The following is a 17,372-nucleotide window of genomic DNA, read 5'->3' as shown; positions in this document are numbered from 1 at the left end:
GGACACTCCTGCATCAAAGCGTGGTGTAAGGGATGAACTGACCGCCACTTGGCGACCGGCGGGGCCGGTCGCCAGCGGCTACTTAGAACGGGGAGTCGGGGAAGTAGAACTCCTTGGCCGTCTGCGGGGTGATCAGCACCGAGGGAATGATGGTATTGGCCGGCAGCGGCTCACCCTTGAGGCGAGCCTCGGCGGTGAGCATGATGGCGTCATACATGAACTTGGGGGAGTAGGAGACGTTGGCCTGGATGCGGGGATCGCTGCCATCCATCAGGGTCTTGATCGCTCCCTTGGCACCGGCGCCGCCAAATACCAGCTTGATGTCGGTGCGCTTGGCCTGATCGATGGCCTTGAGCACCCCAACCGCCATGTCGTCATCGGCAGCCCAGACCGCGTCGATGTGCTTGAAACGGGTCAGGAAGTCCTGCATCACCTTGAAGGCGTCGTCCCGGTTCCAGTTGCCATATTTGGCGTCGAGGAGCTTGATGTCGCCGTGCTGCTTCATCACGCCGGTGAAGGCGTCGAAGCGTTCGTTGTCCAGGGTGGTGGGAATGCCGCGAAGGGCGACGATGTTCCCCTTGCCATTCAATGTCTTGGCCATGAACTCCGCCGGCAGTTTGCCAAAGGCGGTGTTGTCACCGGCCACGTAGGCATCCTGGGCACTGGTATCGGTGAGGCCCCGATCCACCACGGTAACATAGACCCCCTTCTGCTTGACCTGGGCCACCGGCTTGGTCAGGGAGGCCGACTCGAAGGGGAAGATGACCAGGGTATCTATCTTGTTGACCGTCAGCAGATCCTGCAGCTGGTTGGCCTGATCCGGCGCCGTGGCGGCGGTCTTGACGATCACCTTGAGGTCGGGGTGTGCCTTCTCCAGATCCTCCTTGGCCTTGTTGGCCCACCAGACGATCCCCGCCGTGAAGCTGTGGGTCGCGGTCGGGATGGAGACTCCCAGCGTCATCTTCTCGGCTGCCGAAACGCTGCTGGCACCGAGCAAGAGGGCGCAAGCCCCCAGAGTGTGTAGCATCTTGTTCATCTTGATCGCCTCTTGACTGTTGGGCATCTGCCCGTTCCGTGTCTGGCGAGATAAGCCCCGCCATGCCTGTTACCCGTTCTTGCTTTCTTCTATTCGCTCAACGCCTGCGTTGCATGAAGGCGACCATGATGATCACCACCCCTTGTACCGCGGCATTGAGATATACGTTGATGATGCTGGTCAGATTGAGGATGTTGCTGATGACCGACAGGAGAATGGCTCCTATCAGGGTGCCGAAGATGCGCCCTTCACCTCCCTTGAGGGAGGTCCCCCCCACCACCACGGCGGCGATGGCTTCCAGTTCCCACAAAAGCCCGGTGGTGGGGGTGGCGGAGCCCAGACGCGGCACATAGAGCAGGGTGGCGATGCCGACGCAGACCCCGAGCAGTGCATAGGTGAGCAGCTTGACCCGATCAACCCGGATGGCGGCGTAGCGCGCCACCTGCTCGTTGGAGCCGATCGCTTGTACGTGGCGGCCGAAGGCGGTGCGGTTGAGCAGCAAGCCCCCGGCCAGTGCAACCAGCAGCAGGACCCAGACTGGAATGGGGAGCCCCAGCAGGCTGCCGTAATAGACGGGGCTGTAGACGTTGCCGAGGGTATCATCCAGGGTCAGGGCGCCCCCATCGGCCAGGTAGGTCAGCACGGCCCGGAAGATGCCGAGGGTGCCGAGGGTGACGATGAAGGGCTCAATCTTGCCGCTGGTGATGAGCAGGCCGTGACCGGCCCCGAACAGCAGGCCGAGTATCATGGCCAGCGCGATACCGAGGCTCACCACCAGCAGAGGGGCATCCTCCAGTATCCCGGTGCCGAGCTGGTTCATGATGAGGATCATGGCCCCGGCGATGAGGGCTGCCATGGCGCCGACCGAGAGATCGATGCCGCCGGACATGATCACGAAGGTCATGCCCACGGCGATGATGCCGATGAAGGCGGTGCGGGTCAGCACGTTGAGCAGGTTGTCCAGGGTGGCAAAGTCGGGGTTGAGCAAGGTCCCGAGCAGGCATAGCAGGATAAGCCCCAGCAGCGGACCCGTGCCCGAGAGCAGGGTGGAGAGCCGCGCCTTGCGGGTATCAGTGGGTGCCGGTTGCATGAGCGATCAACTCCTCTTCGGTCAGATGATGGGCAGGCAGCACCGCCTGCAGGCGGCCAGCCCGCAGCACGGCCACCCGGTGGCACAGGCCGATCAGTTCAATCAGCTCGCTCGAGATGACGATGACGGCGCGTCCCTCGGCGGCGATCCGCTGGATCAGAAAGTAAATGTCCCGCTTGGCGCCGACATCGACCCCCCGGGTGGGCTCGTCGAGCACGATCACCCGAGGGTCTGGGTGCAAAAATTTGGCCAGGGCCAGTTTTTGCTGGTTGCCCCCCGACATCATCCGGGCCCGGATGGAAGGGGCCCCTGCCCGGATGCCGAACTCCTCGATGGCGCGATCGAGGGCCGCCCGCTCCGCCCCCTTGTCCAGCCAGGGGTGGGCATAACGCGCCAGGGTCATCAGGGTGAGGTTCTCGGTCAGCCCGAGGTCGATGTGCAGCCCCTTGCCCTTGCGATCCTCCGGCAGATAGGTGAGGCCCTGCGTCGCGGCGGCGCGCGGGCTGTCGATGTGCACCTCCCTGCCCGCCAGCCAAAGGCTGCCGGCCCGGCGCTCGCGCAGGCCGAGGATGGCCTCGAAGGCCTCGGTGCGCCCGGCCCCCACCAGGCCGGCGAAGCCGTAGATCTCGCCGCTTTGCACCTCGAAACTCAGATCCTCGACCCAGCCGGGGACGCAGAGCCCTTTCACCGCGAGGGCGGTGTCGTTGCCTTGCGGGGGAGAGAGCCTTGGAGGGAACATGTCGGACATCTCGCGTCCCACCATCAGGTTCGCCATCTGCTGGCGACTGAGGGAGGCCGTCTCTTCGCGGCTGACGAAACGGCCGTCGCGCATGACCACCACCTCGTCGGTGACCCGCTGCACCTCGTCCAGCTTGTGGGAGATGTAGATGATGGTGGTGCCCTGGGCCTTGAGCCGGGCGATGAGGGCAAAGAGCCGCGTCGTCTCGCCAGGGGTCAGGGTGGCGGTCGGTTCATCCATGATGAGCAGTCGCGCCTGCCGGGACAGGGCCTTGGCAATCTCCACGAGTTGCTTCTCCGCCACGATAAGCTGCCGTACCTTGGTAGAAGGATCCCGCTGCAAGCCAACCTGCTCCAGGTAGTGGCGGGTCTGGCTGGCCATGGTGGCTTCGTCCAGCAACCAGCCCCGCTTCAGCTCATGGCCGAGGAACAGGTTCTGGGTCAGGGTCAGGTGTTCGGCCAGGTTGAGTTCTTGATGGATCAGCACTATGCCTGCCTGCTCTGCCTCACGAGATGAGGCCCACTGACACAGCTTGTCATCGATGCGGATCTCGCCGGCGCTGATGGACTCGTAACCGGCGAGCATCTTCATCAGGGTGGATTTGCCCGCGCCATTTTCCCCGAGCAGGCCATAGACGCGTCCCGCCGTCAGGCTGAAGTCGACGCCGTGCAGCACCCGGATAGGGCCGAACTCTTTGTAGACACCGCGAAATTCGACACTGAGGCTCATCCGTTTTTTCCTATGGCAATCGCCCCATGGGGCTGCTGGTGAAGGGGCATCAGGCGCTGCCTCTGATGACGAGGCTGTGCGGGAGCAGGCGTCCCGGGGGTGGGCTGCCAGGGGTATTCAAGCGCTGCAGCAACAGCCGGACCGCCTCGGCCCCCAGTTCGTCCATGGGCTGCGCCATGGTGGTGAGGGGAGGGGAGAGGTGCCCGGCCAGGGCGATGTCATCGAATCCCATGATGGCGATGTCCTCCGGGATGCGCAGACCCGCCTCCTGCAACCGTTGCATCAGACCGATGGCTAGGGCATCGGCGACCGCGAAAACGGCCGTCGGGCGCGCCGGACTGTCGAGCAGCCGCTGCGCCACCTCGGCCCCCGCCTGAAAGCTGAAACTGCTGACCCGAATGTTCCACTCTTCTGCCAGGACCAGCCCCGCTTCCGCCAGGGCCTGGCGAACACCGGCTTCCCGCTGGCGGGCATAGAGGTAGGCGGGGTCGGCGCCGATGAGTGCGATGCGGCTATGGCCGCGGCCAAGCAGATAGCGCACCGCCTCGGCCGCCGCGCCCTGGTTGTCGATGCCCACATAGGGGACGGGCATGGCGGGATCAAACTCGCAGCAGGCCACCCAGGGCAGGGCATTGATCTCCTGGCTCAATCCCTGCTGGATGGAGTCGGGATCCAGACAGATGGCGCCATCGGCCCTGTGGGTGCGCAGCAGCTCGAAGGCAGAACGTTCCCGACCAGGATCTGCGCCGGTGTCGCACAGCAGCACGAAGTAGCCGTGCTGACGGGCGACCCTGTCGATGCCCCGCACAATCTCGATGTAAAAGGGGTTGCCGAGATCCGGCACCATGATGAGCAGCAGCCCGCTCTTGGCGGTGCGCAGGCTGGTGGCGAGCTGATTGACCCGATAACCGAGCTCGTCGATCGCGTGGTTGACCTTGGCCCGGGTCTTGGCGGTCACCCCTTCTTGCTGGTTGAGTACCCGGGAGACAGTCGCGGCCGATACCCCGGCCCGCGCCGCCACGGCTGCCATGGAGACGGGATTGACGGGGGCGGGGGCTCGGCTCATCGGGATTTCCTGTGTGAAATGTAATCGATTACATTTCTAGATGAGGGAAGGTGAGTTCGCAAGTTTTGGTAACAAAAAAATAACAACAATTTATGTCTTTGATTTAATGGCGATCTATTGGGCTGAACTTGCATGCACTTTAGGGGATTAGCCAAGAATCCCGGTTCGGGGAAGGGATGCAGTACGACATATCTCCCCTCTCCAGAGCGAGATTTTTGAAATGGGCCGGTGAAAAGGGTCGTCTCTTGTGTCATGTCAGATGGGGGAAGATTGGTAGTGGGATCTCGAGGGGCCTCGTTTAGCGGCTTCTGAATGTCGTGCAAGCGCCCTCTGGACGTTAGACACCGATCATGATCACCCTGGGTTGTAGTATCTCGTCCTGTATTCATCCGGCGTGTCCTGGCTCACACAGGGCCCAGAACATGTGTGAAACGAAGACTTTTTCCGGTGTTGCATTCCCGCTGCGCCGCTATGCCAGAGAAGACGTACAGCTACGCCAGCGGCTAGAAGAGTGAGCCGCAATGCTGGCAAGCCAGGGTTATCGTCGCCACGGCCTTTTTGCTCCTTCTCGAGTTCACTCATGCCAGAGGGTGAGTCCCGGTCATCTGCCCCGCGTTGGTTGATCATATTCATCGATGCTGAAAAACATTTCTGTCATGTTTGTTTGTTATGTTATAACGAATCGATTTTTTTCAACTGGTAATGATTTTCGTTTGGATGGACAGGATGACAAACAGATACAGGCATGCAGTATGGTGCGCCCTGGCGCTGATGGCAGGGGTCAATAGCGCCCAAAGCAAACCGCTTTCCATGGTAGGGCCCTGGGAGATCCACAGCATAGATCCCGCCAGCAACGGGGTCTTCTTTACCCGTATGCAGGTGGCAGAGACGCTGGTCGAGGTCGATGGCAAGGGGGCCCTGCTGCCTGGTCTGGCGAGCGCCTGGTCTGCATCGGAAGATGGTCTGCAGTGGCGCTTTACCCTGCGCCCCCACGCTCATTTTCACGATGGCTCCGAGGTGAGCGCCGAACAAGTCGCCTGGGCTTTGCAACAGGCATGGCGAAAACCCGGGGTATTGCAAAGCGCGCCCATCGCCGCCATCGAAGCCAGGGAGGGGGCCCTCGTGGTCATCTTGAAAGAAGCGTTTGCTCCTCTGGCCGCCGTGCTGGCCCACCCCAGCACCCAGATCCTGGCCAGGGCCGCGTATGACGACAAGGGGCAGGTGACCCGGATCATCGGCTCGGGGCCTTATCAGGTAACCCGGCTGCAGCAGCCCCAGCGGGTCGAAACCACCCGTTTCGATGGCTGGGATGGACCCAAGCCTGCCATCGAGAAGGTGAGCTATCTCATGGTCGGGCGTCCCGAGAGCCGCACCCTGATGGCCGAGAGTGGTCAGGCCGATATCGCATGGGGGCTGGATCCGGTGAGCATCCGCCGTCTGCAGCAGGCTCCCCGGGTGGAGATCGCCTCGGTCACTCTGCCGCGCACCATTCAGGTCAAGTTGAATGGTGCCGACTCGCGTCTGAGCGATCCCGCCGTGCGCCGAGCCCTCAGTCTGGCCACCGATCGGGTCGGCATGGCAACGGCGCTGCTGCGCGATCCCGAGATGGCGGCGACCCAGCTCTTCCCCCCGAGTTTGCGTGACTGGCATCAGCCCGGGCTGAGCCCGCTGGCCTATGACGTCAAGGCGGCCGAGGCGGCCTTCGCGGCGGCGGGCTGGCACAAGGGGAGTGACGGCGTACTGCAAAAGGGGGACGAGCGTTTTGCCCTGACCCTGCGCACCTTCCCGGACAGGCCGGAGCTGCCGCTGCTGGCCACCGCACTGCAGGCCCAGTGGAAGGCGGTGGGGATCGATCTCAAGGTGGCGGTGGGGAACTCGAGCGAGATCCCGGCGGGTCATCAGGATGGCTCCCTCCAGCTAGGTCTCTATGCCCGCAATTACGCCCTGGTGCCGGATCCCCTGGTGACCCTACTGGGGGACTTGGCCCCTGGCGGTGCCGATTGGGGGGTGATGAACTGGCAATCCCCCACGCTGACCAGCCAGCTTGCCGAGCTTGGACGGGGCAAGCTGGCCGCTGACGAAGCCGCCCTGCTGCGCCGGGACATCGCCACCACCTTGCAGCAGGAGCTGCCGCTGCTGCCGCTTGCCTGGTATCGCCAGAGTGCGGCGGTGAGCCGGGATCTCAACGGCTTTGAACTGGATCCCCAGGAGCGCAGCTACTACCTGACCCAGCTCTCCTGGAGCCAGAAATGAGCAGCATCTCGATGAGTGCCATGATGGGGATCCTGAGCCAGCGCTTGTTACAGGCCATGATGGTGGCCCTGCTGGTGGCGGGTCTCTGCTTTCTGATGGTGCAGTCCCTGCCCGGGGATATCGCCTTTCGCATCGCCGCCGGTCGCTATGGCTATGACTATGTCACCGCCGAAGCTGCCGCTGCGGTACGCGCTGAGCTGGGCCTAGCGGGATCGGCCCTCGGTCGCTTCGGTGACTGGCTCTGGGCCTTGCTGCAGGGGGATCTGGGCAACTCACTGGTGACGGGCGCGCCGGTGGCGGGGGAGATAACCCATCACCTAGGGGCGACCCTCTCCCTGGCGCTGACGGCCGTGGCCCTGGCCCTCCTGCTGGCCCTGCCGCTGGGCAGCCTGAGCGCCCTGCGCCCGGGCGGGATCTGCGATCGTCTGACTCTGGGCTGGAGTGTGCTGATGCGGGCACTGCCCCCCTTCCTGCTCGGTCTGGTGCTGATGGTGACGATCTCCGCCAAGCTCGGCTGGCTCAGTGCCGCCGGTCACGGGGAGGGGCACAACATCTGGCTGCCCGCCCTGACCCTGGGGTTCGGCCTCTCCGGCGTGCTGGCCCGGGTGGTGCGAGAGAGCGTGCTGGGGGTGGTGACGTCCCCTTACTATCGCTTCGCCCGGACCAAGGGACTCTCTCCCTGGCGGGTCTTCAGGCGTCATGGCCTGCGCAACAGCGGGGTCAGCGTCATCGCCTACACCAGCGTGCAGTTGGTGCTGCTCATCGAAGGGGTCGTGGTCGTGGAGAGCCTGTTTGCCTGGCCCGGCATCGGCCACGCTCTGGTGCACGCCGTCTTCTGGCGCGATGTGCCCATGGTACAGGGCACTGTGCTGGTGCTGGCGGCGCTCTTCGTGCTGCTCAATACCCTCACCGACCTGCTTTGCCTGCTCATTGATCCCCGCGGTTCCAAGGAGTCCTGATCATGTCCTCTTCATTCAAGGCAGGCCTGCTCCTGTTGTTGCTGATGGTGCTGTTTGCCCTGTTAGCGCCCCTCGTCTGGGCCGATCCGGCGGCGCAGGATCTCTCCCGCTTCCTGGCCGGCCCCTCCTGGCAAGAGCCATTGGGGCAGGATCAGATGGGGCGCAGCCTGATGGCGCGGCTGGCTGCGGCCACCCGCCTCTCCCTCACCCTGGGGTTGCTGTGCGTACTCACCGCCGCCTTGCTCGGCTGCCTGCTCGGTTGGCTCAGCGCCTGGCGCGGTGGCTGGCTGGACGGCCTGTTGCGCAGTCTGGCTGACGGCGTGCTGGCCCTGCCCAGCCTGCTGCTGGTGCTGCTCTTTTCTGCCATGGCCCAGGGCGGTTTTGCCATCCTCTATTTCGGTCTGGCCATGGCCCAGTGGGTGGAGTACTACCGGGTGGTGCGGGCCCGTAGCCGCACCCTGCTGGCCTCTCCCCAGGTGGAGGCTTCCCGCCTGCTCGGCTTTGGCAACGGTTATGTGATCCGTCGCCACCTCTGGCCCGAACTGGCTCCCCAATTGCTCACCATGATGGCCTTCGGCCTCGCCGGGGCCATCCTGACCCTCTCAACCCTGGGCTTCGTCGGGGTGGGCATTCAACCTCCCACGCCCGAACTCGGGCTGATGATGACGGAGGCACTGCCCCATTATCAGGAGGCGCCCCGCCTGCTGCTGGCCCCCATCGCCGTGATGGGACTGATGTTGCTGGCTCTGGTGTTGCTCACGCAGGGCGCGAAGCGCCAAGAGAGTGAGCCATCCCCGTTGGGGTCAATGCAGCCAGTGAATGCAGGAGTACAGTCATGAGCGTCATACATATCGAAGGTCTCAAGGTCGACGATGGTCACCGGGTGCTGTTGCAGGAGCTTGACTTGCAGCTCTCGCCGGGGCAGGCCTTGACCCTGATCGGGGAGAGCGGCTCCGGCAAGTCTCTGCTGGCCCATGCCCTGATGGGCACCCTGCCCGAACCGCTCGGCGCCCAGGGGCAGCTGTCGCTGGCGGGGCGGCACTACAGCCTAGGGGCGCCGGAGCGGCTACGCGCCCTCTGGGGACGGGAGCTCGCCATGCTGCCCCAGGAGCCGGTGCTGGCGCTGGATCCTACCATGGGGCTGCTGCGCCAGGTGGAGGAGGGGTGGCTCGGTGGGCGGCAGGAGGCCAGAGTGCGGGCCAGGGCCGCCTTGTCAGGGCTGGGGCTTGATGGGCGCGAGCGCCACTTCCCGCACCAGATCTCCGGCGGCATGGCCCAGCGAGCGGCCTTTGCCGCCGCCACCCTGGGGCAGGCGCGCCTGCTCATCGCCGATGAACCCAGCAAGGGGCTCGACAGCCAGGCCCGTGCTCACTTGCAGCAACGGCTGCAGGGCTACCTCGCCGAGTCCCGCCACCTGTTGACCATCACCCATGATCTCGCCCTGGCCAGGGCCCTGGGGGGCTGGGTGCTGGTGATCCGGGGCGGGGAAGTGGTGGAGCAGGGGCCTGCCGATCGGGTGTTGCACCACCCCCTCCACCCCTATACCCGCCAGCTGCTGGCGGCGGAACCAGCGGCCTGGCCCGTGCCCCGCTTCCCGGCCAAGGGGGAGTGGCTGCTCAAGGGGGAGGGGCTCGGCATGGGGTACGGGGAGCACACCCTGTTCGAGGGGCTCGACGTGCAGATAGCCGAGGGGGAACGACTGGCCATCATGGCGCCGAGTGGCGTCGGCAAGAGCACCCTCGGCAATCTGCTGCTCGGGTTGCAACGGCCGCGGGCCGGGCGGGTACGGCGCCGGGAAGGGATTGAGGCCCATCGCTGGCAGAAGCTCTATCAGGATCCGGTGCAGGCCTTCGCCAGCCGGGTGAGCCTTGGCACCCTGTTCGAGGATCTGCTGCGGCGCCACCGCCTCTCCGGCGCCGTGCTGGACGCCTATCTGGAACAGCTCGGGCTCAGCCCCCGGCTGCTCGCGCGGTTGCCGAATCAGGTCTCCGGCGGCGAGCTGCAGCGGCTCTCCCTCATCCGGGCCCTGTTGCTGCGCCCCGTGCTGCTGTTTGCCGACGAACCGACCTCGAGGCTGGATCCCCTCAGCCAGCAGCAGACCATGGCCTGCCTCGACGGGGCTCTCGGCGAGATAGGCTGCGCCCTCTTGCTGGTGACCCACGACGAGGATCTGGCCATCAAGATGGGGGAGCGTTGCCTGCGCCTCGGCCAGGGGGCCCAACCAACTGCATCCGTGCGACCTGCTCTGGCGGCCAGTGGATGAACGGCGACCCGGAAGAGGCACAGATAACCTGCTGATTTTCAGCATCGACGGGGCCAAGCGCCCCGTCACATTAGAAAAACTAGGGAAAGAAGATTATAAAGATTCGTTCGTTTTTTGTGACATGAATCACTAATATTGCCGCTGCCAGCAGAGCGTCCTGCTCCTGGCAGGTGCGGGTCCTCCGCCTTGTGTGTTTACCCTCAGTGACCTTGTTTGGATCCCCTTGCAGCCCTCTGCCAGGGGCGTGGCAGCATTTTGATGATTTGCGGACAACAGCTATGAATCGGCACAGCTTCTATCCCCTGTTTTTCTTGACCATATTGATGGTCGCCGTGGGTCAGATGACCCAGACCCTGTATGTCCCCTCCATTCCCATGATGGCGGGGGACTTCCACGTGGCCTCCGGCCAGCTGCAGGCGGTGATGGCTTGCTACCTCATCCCCTACGGCCTCTCCCAGTTCGTCTACGGGCCGCTCTCCGATCGCATCGGTCGCCGCCCGGTATTGATCATCGGCATGATGGTGTTCCTGGTGGGTACCCTGACCATCCAGCTGATCCCGCACTTCGCGGCCCTGCTGGCCGGCAGCTTCATCCAGGGGCTGGGCACGGGGGCGGGTGGCGCCATGAGCCGTACCGTGATGCGGGATCGTTACAGCGGCGCCGAGCTCAACCGGGCCAACAGCCTGGTGAGCATGGGGGTGATCTTCTCCCCGCTGCTGGCGCCGGTGCTGGGGGGCTGGCTGACCGAACTGTTCAACTGGCGCGCCGGTTACTGGTTCCTGTTCGGCTTCGGTGCCCTGACCACCTTGGCGCTGCTGCTCTGGTTCGCCGAGACCCTGCCCGAGGCTGCCCGCCAGCAGCCCCTGCGGGTCAGTGCCGCCTATCGCCACGTGTTCGGCAATCCGCGCTTCCAGGGCAACCTGCTCTGCCTGATGGCGACCTTCGCGGGGCTGGCGGTGTTCGAGGCGGCGGCCGGAGTGCTGCTTGGCGACGTACTCAAACTGAGCGCCCGCACCGTCAGCGTGCTGTTTGTGCTGCCGCTGCCTGGCTACCTGTTCGGCGCCTGGCTTTCGGCTCGCCTGAGCTATCGCCTGAGCCAGGGCAAGCTGATGCGCCTTGGCATCGCCTTCCTGGGGCTGGGATCGCTCATCATCCTGTTGCCGGGTCTGTTCGGGCTGGTGAGTGCAGCCTCCCTGGTGGGCGGCGCGGCTGTCTACTTCATCGGTAGCGGCATCCTCTACCCAACCGCCACCTCCTGCGCCATCGAACCCTTCCCGGGTCAGGCGGGGACGGCCGGTGCCATCCTCGGCGGCATGCAGAACCTGGGGGCGGGCATCGTCACCCTGCTGGCGGCCAGCTTCCCCATGCAGGGCCAGCTGACCCTGGGGGCCATCATGACGGTGATGGTGCTGATCGTGGCCTTGAGCTTCCTCTGGTTGCGCCATCACGGCTCACCCCACGAGCAGATGGCCGTGTGACAGCCGCTTGAATACCCAGGCCCGCCCCTCAACCGGCGGGCTTTTTTATGCGCCGACCCCGTGAAACGGCGGAAATTCGGGTTGGGTGTGGCAGAGATAAACGCTGCCTTGATGCAATATGGCAGTCGTGGATGTCTGGTTTTTGGTGGGATGGTGGTGGAAACTGCCATACAGGCAGAAATCAGGCAAAGAAAAAGCCCGTCAGAGACTGACGGGCTTTTTAGTTGGCACCCCGGAATGCCGTTGCCGGTTTGGGCCCTTGAACCGTCGGTTCAAGGCGGGGATCGAGTCTGACCGCAGGCTTCTCGGTCGAGCCGAGCATGCGCAATAGCCAGAAGGCAGATCCCCTGTTTGGTATGAATATCGGCTCGGGGACTTGAACCGGCTGACAAACACTCCAGGGAATTTTAAAACGGGTGGCGATTAGGGCTGCAGGCCCTCTTCATTGGACTCGCCATATTGTCCGTGCTCGATCAGGGCTGCTTCTATGGTGCGTTGCAGCATCTTGATCCGCTTGTCCATGGTCTCAGAGTATTGGTGGTTTTTCTCTTTTTCAAGGCAAAGCTCATGACAGAAGTTGAGCGCCGCCATCACCGCCAGCTGTTCGTTGCTGGAGACCTTGGAACGCTGGCGCAAGTCGATGAGCTTGTCCGACAACTGGTCGGCGGCCTGGCGCAGGGCGTCCTGTTGTCCCAGGGGACAGGATACTTTGTAGGGACGTCCCAGAATGACGATTTCTACGGCCTCTATGCTCATGCCTTCCTCAATACGGCGGGGCTTTTCTCCGCCTTTATCCACGTGGACAACTGGGCGGGACTATATAGCGCAGATGCAGAAGTTTCAAGGCCTTGCTGGCTCTGGAAGGGGGAGAATGCTAGGATCCTGACCATAAATTTCGCATATTTGCCTGAACTTTGAGCGGATCTTAGATGAGCAAAACAACCCCCTTGAAATACGCGGCCGTGGCCGACCTGATGGAGCAGCACGAGCTGATGGCGACGGCTGTCGAGGCCCATGGCGTCATCTGTGGTCTGATCTGCGGTGGCGTGGTGCTGGACGACAAGAGCTGGCTGCCGCCCTTCAACGATCTGGTCAACGACGGTTTCGGTCTGCCGGCCCCGGTGCGCCAGGTGATGACCGATCTCTATCAGGGCGTCATCGAGAGCCTGATGGCCCAGAAGGGTGTCGAGCTGCTGCTGCCAAGCGATGAGGCACCGCTGGATGAGCGCATCGATTCGCTGGTGGACTGGTCCCAGGCCTTCCTCGCCGGTTTCGGTGTGGTGCAGCAGGAGCTCTCCCGGGCTTCGGAAGAGCTGCAGGAGATGATCCAGGACATCGCCAGCATCACCCAGGTGAGCGCCGAGTTCGATCAGGAAGACGAGGAGAACGAAGCCTCCTTCCTGGTGCTCTACGAGCACGTGCGCCTCGGCGTCATGATGGCGTTCGAGGAGTTTGGCAAGCGCCCGCAGACCCCGAGCACGCCGCCGACCCTGCACTGACCCCTCGCCAATCGTTGAACGGAGCGCCCATGTGGCGCTCCGTTTTTTTGCGCCATTGCCTATGGCGATGCGCAGGCTCCGGCAGGACGCTTGCTTAAACGCCGGTCGCCGCTGCGCTTTTTGCCCGCGCCGTCGCATCCTGCCACCTGGCTTTGTGGTAGCATTGCTCCACGTTTTCAGCTTTCTTCCTCATCTCATGTCTCAATCCTCTCTGGTTAACGTCGATGTGGCTATCGTCGGCGGCGGTATGAGCGGTGCCGTGCTGGCACTCTCCCTCGCGGCCCTGCGCGGCGCGGATGGCGAGCCCCTGCGAGTCCTGCTGCTGGAGGCGAGCGCCCCCGAACTCAATGCGCATCCCGGCTTCGACGCCAGGGCCATCGCCCTGTCGGCCGGTACCTGCGAGGCCCTTGTCCGGCACGGGATCTGGCCGCGCTTCGCCCCCCACTGCGCCCCCATCACCCATATCCATGTCTCCGACAAGGGCCACGCCGGCCAGACTCACCTCACCGCGGCGGAGTACGGCTTGCCAGCGCTTGGCCAGGTGATCGAACTGTCCGCGGCCGGGATCACTCTGCAACAGGGGATGGCACAGTGCCCGCACATCCGGGTCTGTTGCCCGGCCCAACTGGCGGACATCGAGCCGCTGGAAGAGGGGGTCAGACTGCGCCTTGCCAGCGGCGAGTACTACCAGACCCGGCTGCTGGTGGCGGCCGATGGGGGCAACTCCACCGTGCGCCAGCACTTCAAGCTGCCGGTGACGCGCCACGACTACGGCCAGAGCGCCATCATCGCCACCGTCAAGACGGCCGAGGATCCGGCTGGTCGCGCCTTCGAGCGTTTCACCGAGGGGGGGCCGCTGGCCTTGCTGCCCATGCAGGAGGGACTCTCCTCCCTGGTGTGGAGCGTGCAGCGGGATCAGGCCGACGCCCTGATGGCCCTGGATGAGCAGGCTTTTCTCGCCCAATTGCAGCAGGCGTTTGGCTGGCGGCTCGGGCGCTTCCTGCAAACCGGGGTTCGCCATGTCTACCCGCTGGCCCTGGCGGCCACCGACTATCCCCTGGCCCAGCGTACCGTGCTGGTGGGCAATGCCGCCCATCTGCTGCACCCCATCGCCGGCCAGGGCTTCAACCTCGGCATGCGTGACCTCGACCTGCTCACCCAGGCGCTGGCCAGGGCGCTGGCCGCCGGGGAGGACATCGGCAGCTTTGAGGTCTTGAACGGCTATTGGCGCCAGCGCCGGGATGATCAGGCCCATACCATCTGGCTGACCTCGTCCCTGGCCCAGCTCTTCTCCAACGGCCATGGCCCCCTGGTGGCGGGCCGCAATCTGGCGCTCTCCCTGATGGGGCGCCTGGGTTGCCTCAAGGCGCCGCTGGCGAACCAGACTCTGGGGTTCGTCAGCCAGACGACGAGATGAGGGGAATGCTGCCAACGGGCAGGCTCCCCGCTAATTGATTGATGATGCCGGTGGCCACGGCGACCGGTCAGAAGGAACAAGAAGATGCAAATGCAGACGGTGGATGTGGTGATCGTGGGGGGCGGCATGGTGGGCCTCGGACTCGCCGCCGCCCTCAAGAACAGCGCCCTGAGTGTGGCCATCGTCGAGGGGCAACTGCCCGAGACTACGCTCGGGGAGGCGCCGGACAACAGGGTGAGTGCCCTGAGCCTCGCCAGTCAGCGGATCCTGCAGGCCGTGGGGGCCTGGGATGGCATCGAGGGTCGGCGCCTGCAGGCCTACGACAAGATGGCGGTGTGGGAGCAGGACAGCTTCGGCCACATCGATTTCGATGCCGCCAGCCTGCGCCAGTCCGCCCTCGGTCACATCGTCGAAAACCGGGTCATCCAGCTTGCGTTGCTCGATGCCATTCTTGATGGCAACGGTGGTGCCGGCAATATCCAGCTGCTGAGCCCGGCGCGGGCCAAGAGCCTGCAAGTGGGGGAGGCGGGGGCGGTGCTGCTGCTGGAAGATGGCCGCGCCCTCTCGGCCAAGCTGGTGGTGGCGGCCGATGGCGCCCACTCCTGGGTGCGCCGTCAGGCGGACATTCCCCTCACCAGCTGGGATTACGGCCACCACGCCCTGGTGGCGACGGTGCGCACCATTGAGCCCCACGAGGGGGTGGCCCGCCAGATCTTCACCCCGGATGGTCCGCTCGCCTTCCTGCCTTTGTGGCAGCCGGATCTCTGCTCCATCGTCTGGTCCATTCCCGCTGCCCGGGCCGAGGCCCTCTGTGCCTGTGACGAAGCGTCGTTCAATCGCCAGCTCACGGCGGCCTTCGATGGCCGGCTCGGGCTGTGCAAGGTGGAAGGGGCCCGCGGCGCCATCCCGCTCACGGCGCGTTATGCTCGCGACTTTGCCCGCGAGCGGCTGGTGCTGGTGGGGGACGCGGCCCACACCATACACCCGCTGGCGGGGCAGGGGGTCAACCTCGGACTGCTGGATGCGGCGACCCTGGCGGAGCAACTGCTCAAGAGCCAGCGCACCGGCGCCGACATCGGCCTGCTCGCCAACCTGCGCGGTTACGAGCGCTGGCGCAAGAGCGAGGCCGCCCGCATGCTGGCGGCGATGGAGGGGCTCAAGCGGCTGTTTGGCGGTGGTCACCCCCTGAAGAAGCTGGTACGGGGCGCCGGACTGCGGATGGTGGATACCCTGACCCCCCTCAAACAGGGGATGATCCGGGCCGCCATGGGGCTGGGCGGAGAGTTGCCGGCCCTGGCCAAGGGTGAAAAAATCTAATATTACCCGGGCTTTATCGCAATAAAACTAATCTGACGAGGCTGAATGCCCCCATGGAGCACCAGCCTTTAATGTTGGCGTAGACGGAAACGTTTTTCTGTAAATTGTGACGAAACGGTAAAAACCAACATTTAATCTCGCAAAAAGCCGGTTGATACTGTTTTTATCACTGTTTTTACCTTAGTGTCTGGTGTCAGTTTAAAGAGTGTGGATTAGTTTTTTTTGAGCGGAGGCATTCTGCTCTTGTCATATAATCCGCACCGTTCACGGAATCACTCTTGCCCTGCAAGGGCGAGAACGAGCGCAGACCTGGCGAGCCAGTCTCTCTCCTGTACCGGAGCGAGGAAGGGGCCAGGTGTTGTCGCCAACGCTTTAGGGCTCTTTGCTAAGGAAAGAATGCGATGATCCAGACTACAGTACTGCATCCCAAGCACCTGGAAGCGGGCGCCAAGATGGTGGATTTCCACGGTTGGGAAATGCCCATCAACTACGGTTCCCAGCTGGAAGAGCACCACGCGGTGCGCACCGATGCGGGCATGTTCGATGTCTCCCACATGACCATCGTCGACCTCACCGGCGAACGGGTCAAAGCCTTCCTGCAACACCTGCTGGCCAACGACGTGGCCAAGCTCACCGTCTCCGGCAAGGCCCTCTACAGCGGCATGCTCAATCCGGATGGCGGCGTCATCGATGACCTCATCACCTATTACCTGACCGATACCTTCTACCGCCTGGTGGTGAACTCCGCCACCCGCGAGAAGGATCTGGCCTGGATCCGCCATCACGCCGCCGATTTCGGGGTGAACGTCACCGAACGTCCCGCACTCGCGATGATCGCGGTGCAGGGCCCCCAGGCCAAGGCCAAGGCGGCCAAGGTGTTCAGCGCCGAGCAAAACGCCGCCGTGGCGGGCATGAAGCCCTTCTTCGGCGTGCAGGCCGGGGATCTCTTCATCGCCACCACCGGCTACACCGGCGAAGAGGGCTACGAGATCGTGGTGCCGCAAGAGCAGGCGTGCGATCTGTGGCAGGCACTGCTGGATAACGGCGTGGCTCCCTGCGGCCTCGGTGCCCGGGACACCCTGCGTCTGGAAGCCGGCATGAACCTCTACGGTCAGGACATGGACGAATCCATCTCTCCGCTGGCCGCCAACATGGCCTGGACCCTGGCTTGGGAGCCGGCGGAGCGCCAGTTCATCGGCCGCGCCGCCCTGGAGGCCCAGAAAGCCACCGGCACTAGCCCCAAGCTGGTCGGTCTGGTGATGGAAGAGAAGGGCGTGCTGCGTGCCGGCATGCCGGTCACCTTCACCAGCGCGAGCGGCGAGACCCGGGAAGGGGTGATCACCTCTGGCTCCTTCTCCCCGACCCTGGGTTACAGCATCGCCCTGGCCCGTGTCCCCCGCGACATCGGTGCCGAGGCCCAGGTCGAGATCCGCAAGAAGCTGGTCACCGTGAAAGTCACCAAGCCCGCGTTCGTGCGCAACGGCCAGCCGCTGGTGTAATTCTTGATTGCGGCGAAGGCGTAACCC

General features: G+C 64.1%; 14 protein-coding genes and 1 other RNA gene. 9 read left to right on the top strand and 6 right to left on the bottom strand.

What is annotated here, in order from left to right; all coding sequences use genetic code 11:
* Window positions 1-82: 82 nt before the first annotated feature.
* The 4 genes from ACW5W7_RS05065 to ACW5W7_RS05050 form a co-directional block, all read right to left on the bottom strand.
* Window positions 83-1,063: a substrate-binding domain-containing protein gene (locus tag ACW5W7_RS05065; RefSeq protein ID WP_456500963.1), complete on the bottom strand. Its 981-nt coding sequence runs from the start codon at window positions 1,061-1,063 to the stop codon at window positions 83-85.
* A gap of 70 nt (window positions 1,064-1,133) precedes the next feature.
* Complete coding sequence (locus ACW5W7_RS05060) at window positions 1,134-2,126, bottom strand: ABC transporter permease (RefSeq protein WP_456500962.1); 993 nt, start codon at window positions 2,124-2,126, stop codon at window positions 1,134-1,136.
* Entirely contained in the window at window positions 2,107-3,594 is a 1,488-nt protein-coding gene (locus ACW5W7_RS05055; RefSeq protein ID WP_349918148.1) for a sugar ABC transporter ATP-binding protein, read from the bottom strand. Before ACW5W7_RS05055 ends, ACW5W7_RS05060 begins: the two co-directional genes overlap by 20 nt.
* A gap of 49 nt (window positions 3,595-3,643) precedes the next feature.
* The gene (locus ACW5W7_RS05050) at window positions 3,644-4,660 is read right to left on the bottom strand and encodes a LacI family DNA-binding transcriptional regulator (protein ID WP_456500961.1); all 1,017 of its coding nucleotides are present in this window, start codon (window positions 4,658-4,660) and stop codon (window positions 3,644-3,646) included.
* A gap of 726 nt (window positions 4,661-5,386) precedes the next feature.
* On the opposite strand from ACW5W7_RS05050, the gene ACW5W7_RS05045 reads away from it, so the two are divergent.
* The 5 genes from ACW5W7_RS05045 (at window position 5,387) to emrD (ending at window position 11,613) form a co-directional block, all read left to right on the top strand.
* The gene (locus ACW5W7_RS05045; RefSeq protein WP_456500960.1) at window positions 5,387-6,913 is read left to right on the top strand and encodes an ABC transporter substrate-binding protein; all 1,527 of its coding nucleotides are present in this window, start codon (window positions 5,387-5,389) and stop codon (window positions 6,911-6,913) included.
* Complete coding sequence (locus tag ACW5W7_RS05040) at window positions 6,910-7,872, top strand: ABC transporter permease (protein WP_456500959.1); 963 nt, start codon at window positions 6,910-6,912, stop codon at window positions 7,870-7,872. Before ACW5W7_RS05045 ends, ACW5W7_RS05040 begins: the two co-directional genes overlap by 4 nt.
* 2 nt (window positions 7,873-7,874) lie before the next feature.
* A complete protein-coding gene (locus tag ACW5W7_RS05035) occupies window positions 7,875-8,711 on the top strand; it encodes an ABC transporter permease (RefSeq protein WP_456500958.1) in 837 nt (278 codons plus the stop codon).
* Window positions 8,708-10,135: an ABC transporter ATP-binding protein gene (locus ACW5W7_RS05030; protein ID WP_456500957.1), complete on the top strand. Its 1,428-nt coding sequence runs from the start codon at window positions 8,708-8,710 to the stop codon at window positions 10,133-10,135. Before ACW5W7_RS05035 ends, ACW5W7_RS05030 begins: the two co-directional genes overlap by 4 nt.
* A gap of 278 nt (window positions 10,136-10,413) precedes the next feature.
* A complete protein-coding gene (emrD, locus tag ACW5W7_RS05025; RefSeq protein WP_456500956.1) occupies window positions 10,414-11,613 on the top strand; it encodes a multidrug efflux MFS transporter EmrD in 1,200 nt (399 codons plus the stop codon).
* Window positions 11,614-11,838: 225 nt separating this feature from the next.
* Here emrD and ssrS read toward each other — a convergent pair.
* A non-coding RNA gene (ssrS, locus tag ACW5W7_RS05020) (6S RNA) lies at window positions 11,839-12,020 on the bottom strand.
* 16 nt (window positions 12,021-12,036) lie between these two features.
* Window positions 12,037-12,369: a cell division protein ZapA gene (gene zapA, locus ACW5W7_RS05015; RefSeq protein WP_349918136.1), complete on the bottom strand. Its 333-nt coding sequence runs from the start codon at window positions 12,367-12,369 to the stop codon at window positions 12,037-12,039.
* A gap of 173 nt (window positions 12,370-12,542) precedes the next feature.
* Between zapA and ACW5W7_RS05010 the strand changes: the two genes are divergently transcribed.
* From ACW5W7_RS05010 to gcvT, 4 genes are all read left to right on the top strand, one after another.
* The gene (locus ACW5W7_RS05010; RefSeq protein ID WP_349918134.1) at window positions 12,543-13,112 is read left to right on the top strand and encodes a UPF0149 family protein; all 570 of its coding nucleotides are present in this window, start codon (window positions 12,543-12,545) and stop codon (window positions 13,110-13,112) included.
* Window positions 13,113-13,308: 196 nt separating this feature from the next.
* Window positions 13,309-14,529 (top strand): 2-octaprenyl-6-methoxyphenyl hydroxylase, encoded by a 1,221-nt coding sequence (gene ubiH, locus ACW5W7_RS05005; protein WP_456500955.1) that lies wholly within the window; start codon window positions 13,309-13,311, stop codon window positions 14,527-14,529.
* 84 nt (window positions 14,530-14,613) lie between these two features.
* Window positions 14,614-15,846 (top strand): FAD-dependent 2-octaprenylphenol hydroxylase, encoded by a 1,233-nt coding sequence (locus ACW5W7_RS05000; RefSeq protein ID WP_456500954.1) that lies wholly within the window; start codon window positions 14,614-14,616, stop codon window positions 15,844-15,846.
* Window positions 15,847-16,247: 401 nt separating this feature from the next.
* Window positions 16,248-17,345, top strand: coding sequence for a glycine cleavage system aminomethyltransferase GcvT (gene gcvT, locus ACW5W7_RS04995; RefSeq protein WP_456500953.1), 1,098 nt, complete (start codon window positions 16,248-16,250; stop codon window positions 17,343-17,345).
* Window positions 17,346-17,372: the final 27 nt, after the last annotated feature.

The sequence above is a fragment of the Aeromonas intestinalis genome (assembly GCF_054052485.1).
The sequence above is the reverse complement of the archived record's forward strand: the minus strand, read 5'-3'. Positions and strand labels throughout refer to the sequence as shown.

Excerpts from the sequence above, each read along its gene's own strand:
- ACW5W7_RS05060 (WP_456500962.1), bottom strand. The coding sequence starts at position 2,126 with ATGCAACCGGCACCCACTGATACCCGCAAGGCGCGGCTCTCCACCCTG.
- ACW5W7_RS05035 (WP_456500958.1), top strand. The coding sequence starts at position 7,875 with ATGTCCTCTTCATTCAAGGCAGGCCTGCTCCTGTTGTTGCTGATGGTG.
- ACW5W7_RS05050 (WP_456500961.1), bottom strand. The coding sequence starts at position 4,660 with ATGAGCCGAGCCCCCGCCCCCGTCAATCCCGTCTCCATGGCAGCCGTG.
- ACW5W7_RS05010 (WP_349918134.1), top strand. The coding sequence starts at position 12,543 with ATGAGCAAAACAACCCCCTTGAAATACGCGGCCGTGGCCGACCTGATG.
- ACW5W7_RS05055 (WP_349918148.1), bottom strand. The coding sequence starts at position 3,594 with ATGAGCCTCAGTGTCGAATTTCGCGGTGTCTACAAAGAGTTCGGCCCT.
- ACW5W7_RS05065 (WP_456500963.1), bottom strand. The coding sequence starts at position 1,063 with ATGCCCAACAGTCAAGAGGCGATCAAGATGAACAAGATGCTACACACT.
- ACW5W7_RS05040 (WP_456500959.1), top strand. The coding sequence starts at position 6,910 with ATGAGCAGCATCTCGATGAGTGCCATGATGGGGATCCTGAGCCAGCGC.
- emrD (WP_456500956.1), top strand. The coding sequence starts at position 10,414 with ATGAATCGGCACAGCTTCTATCCCCTGTTTTTCTTGACCATATTGATG.
- ubiH (WP_456500955.1), top strand. The coding sequence starts at position 13,309 with ATGTCTCAATCCTCTCTGGTTAACGTCGATGTGGCTATCGTCGGCGGC.
- ACW5W7_RS05045 (WP_456500960.1), top strand. The coding sequence starts at position 5,387 with ATGACAAACAGATACAGGCATGCAGTATGGTGCGCCCTGGCGCTGATG.
- zapA (WP_349918136.1), bottom strand. The coding sequence starts at position 12,369 with ATGAGCATAGAGGCCGTAGAAATCGTCATTCTGGGACGTCCCTACAAA.
- ACW5W7_RS05000 (WP_456500954.1), top strand. The coding sequence starts at position 14,614 with ATGCAAATGCAGACGGTGGATGTGGTGATCGTGGGGGGCGGCATGGTG.
- gcvT (WP_456500953.1), top strand. The coding sequence starts at position 16,248 with ATGATCCAGACTACAGTACTGCATCCCAAGCACCTGGAAGCGGGCGCC.
- ACW5W7_RS05030 (WP_456500957.1), top strand. The coding sequence starts at position 8,708 with ATGAGCGTCATACATATCGAAGGTCTCAAGGTCGACGATGGTCACCGG.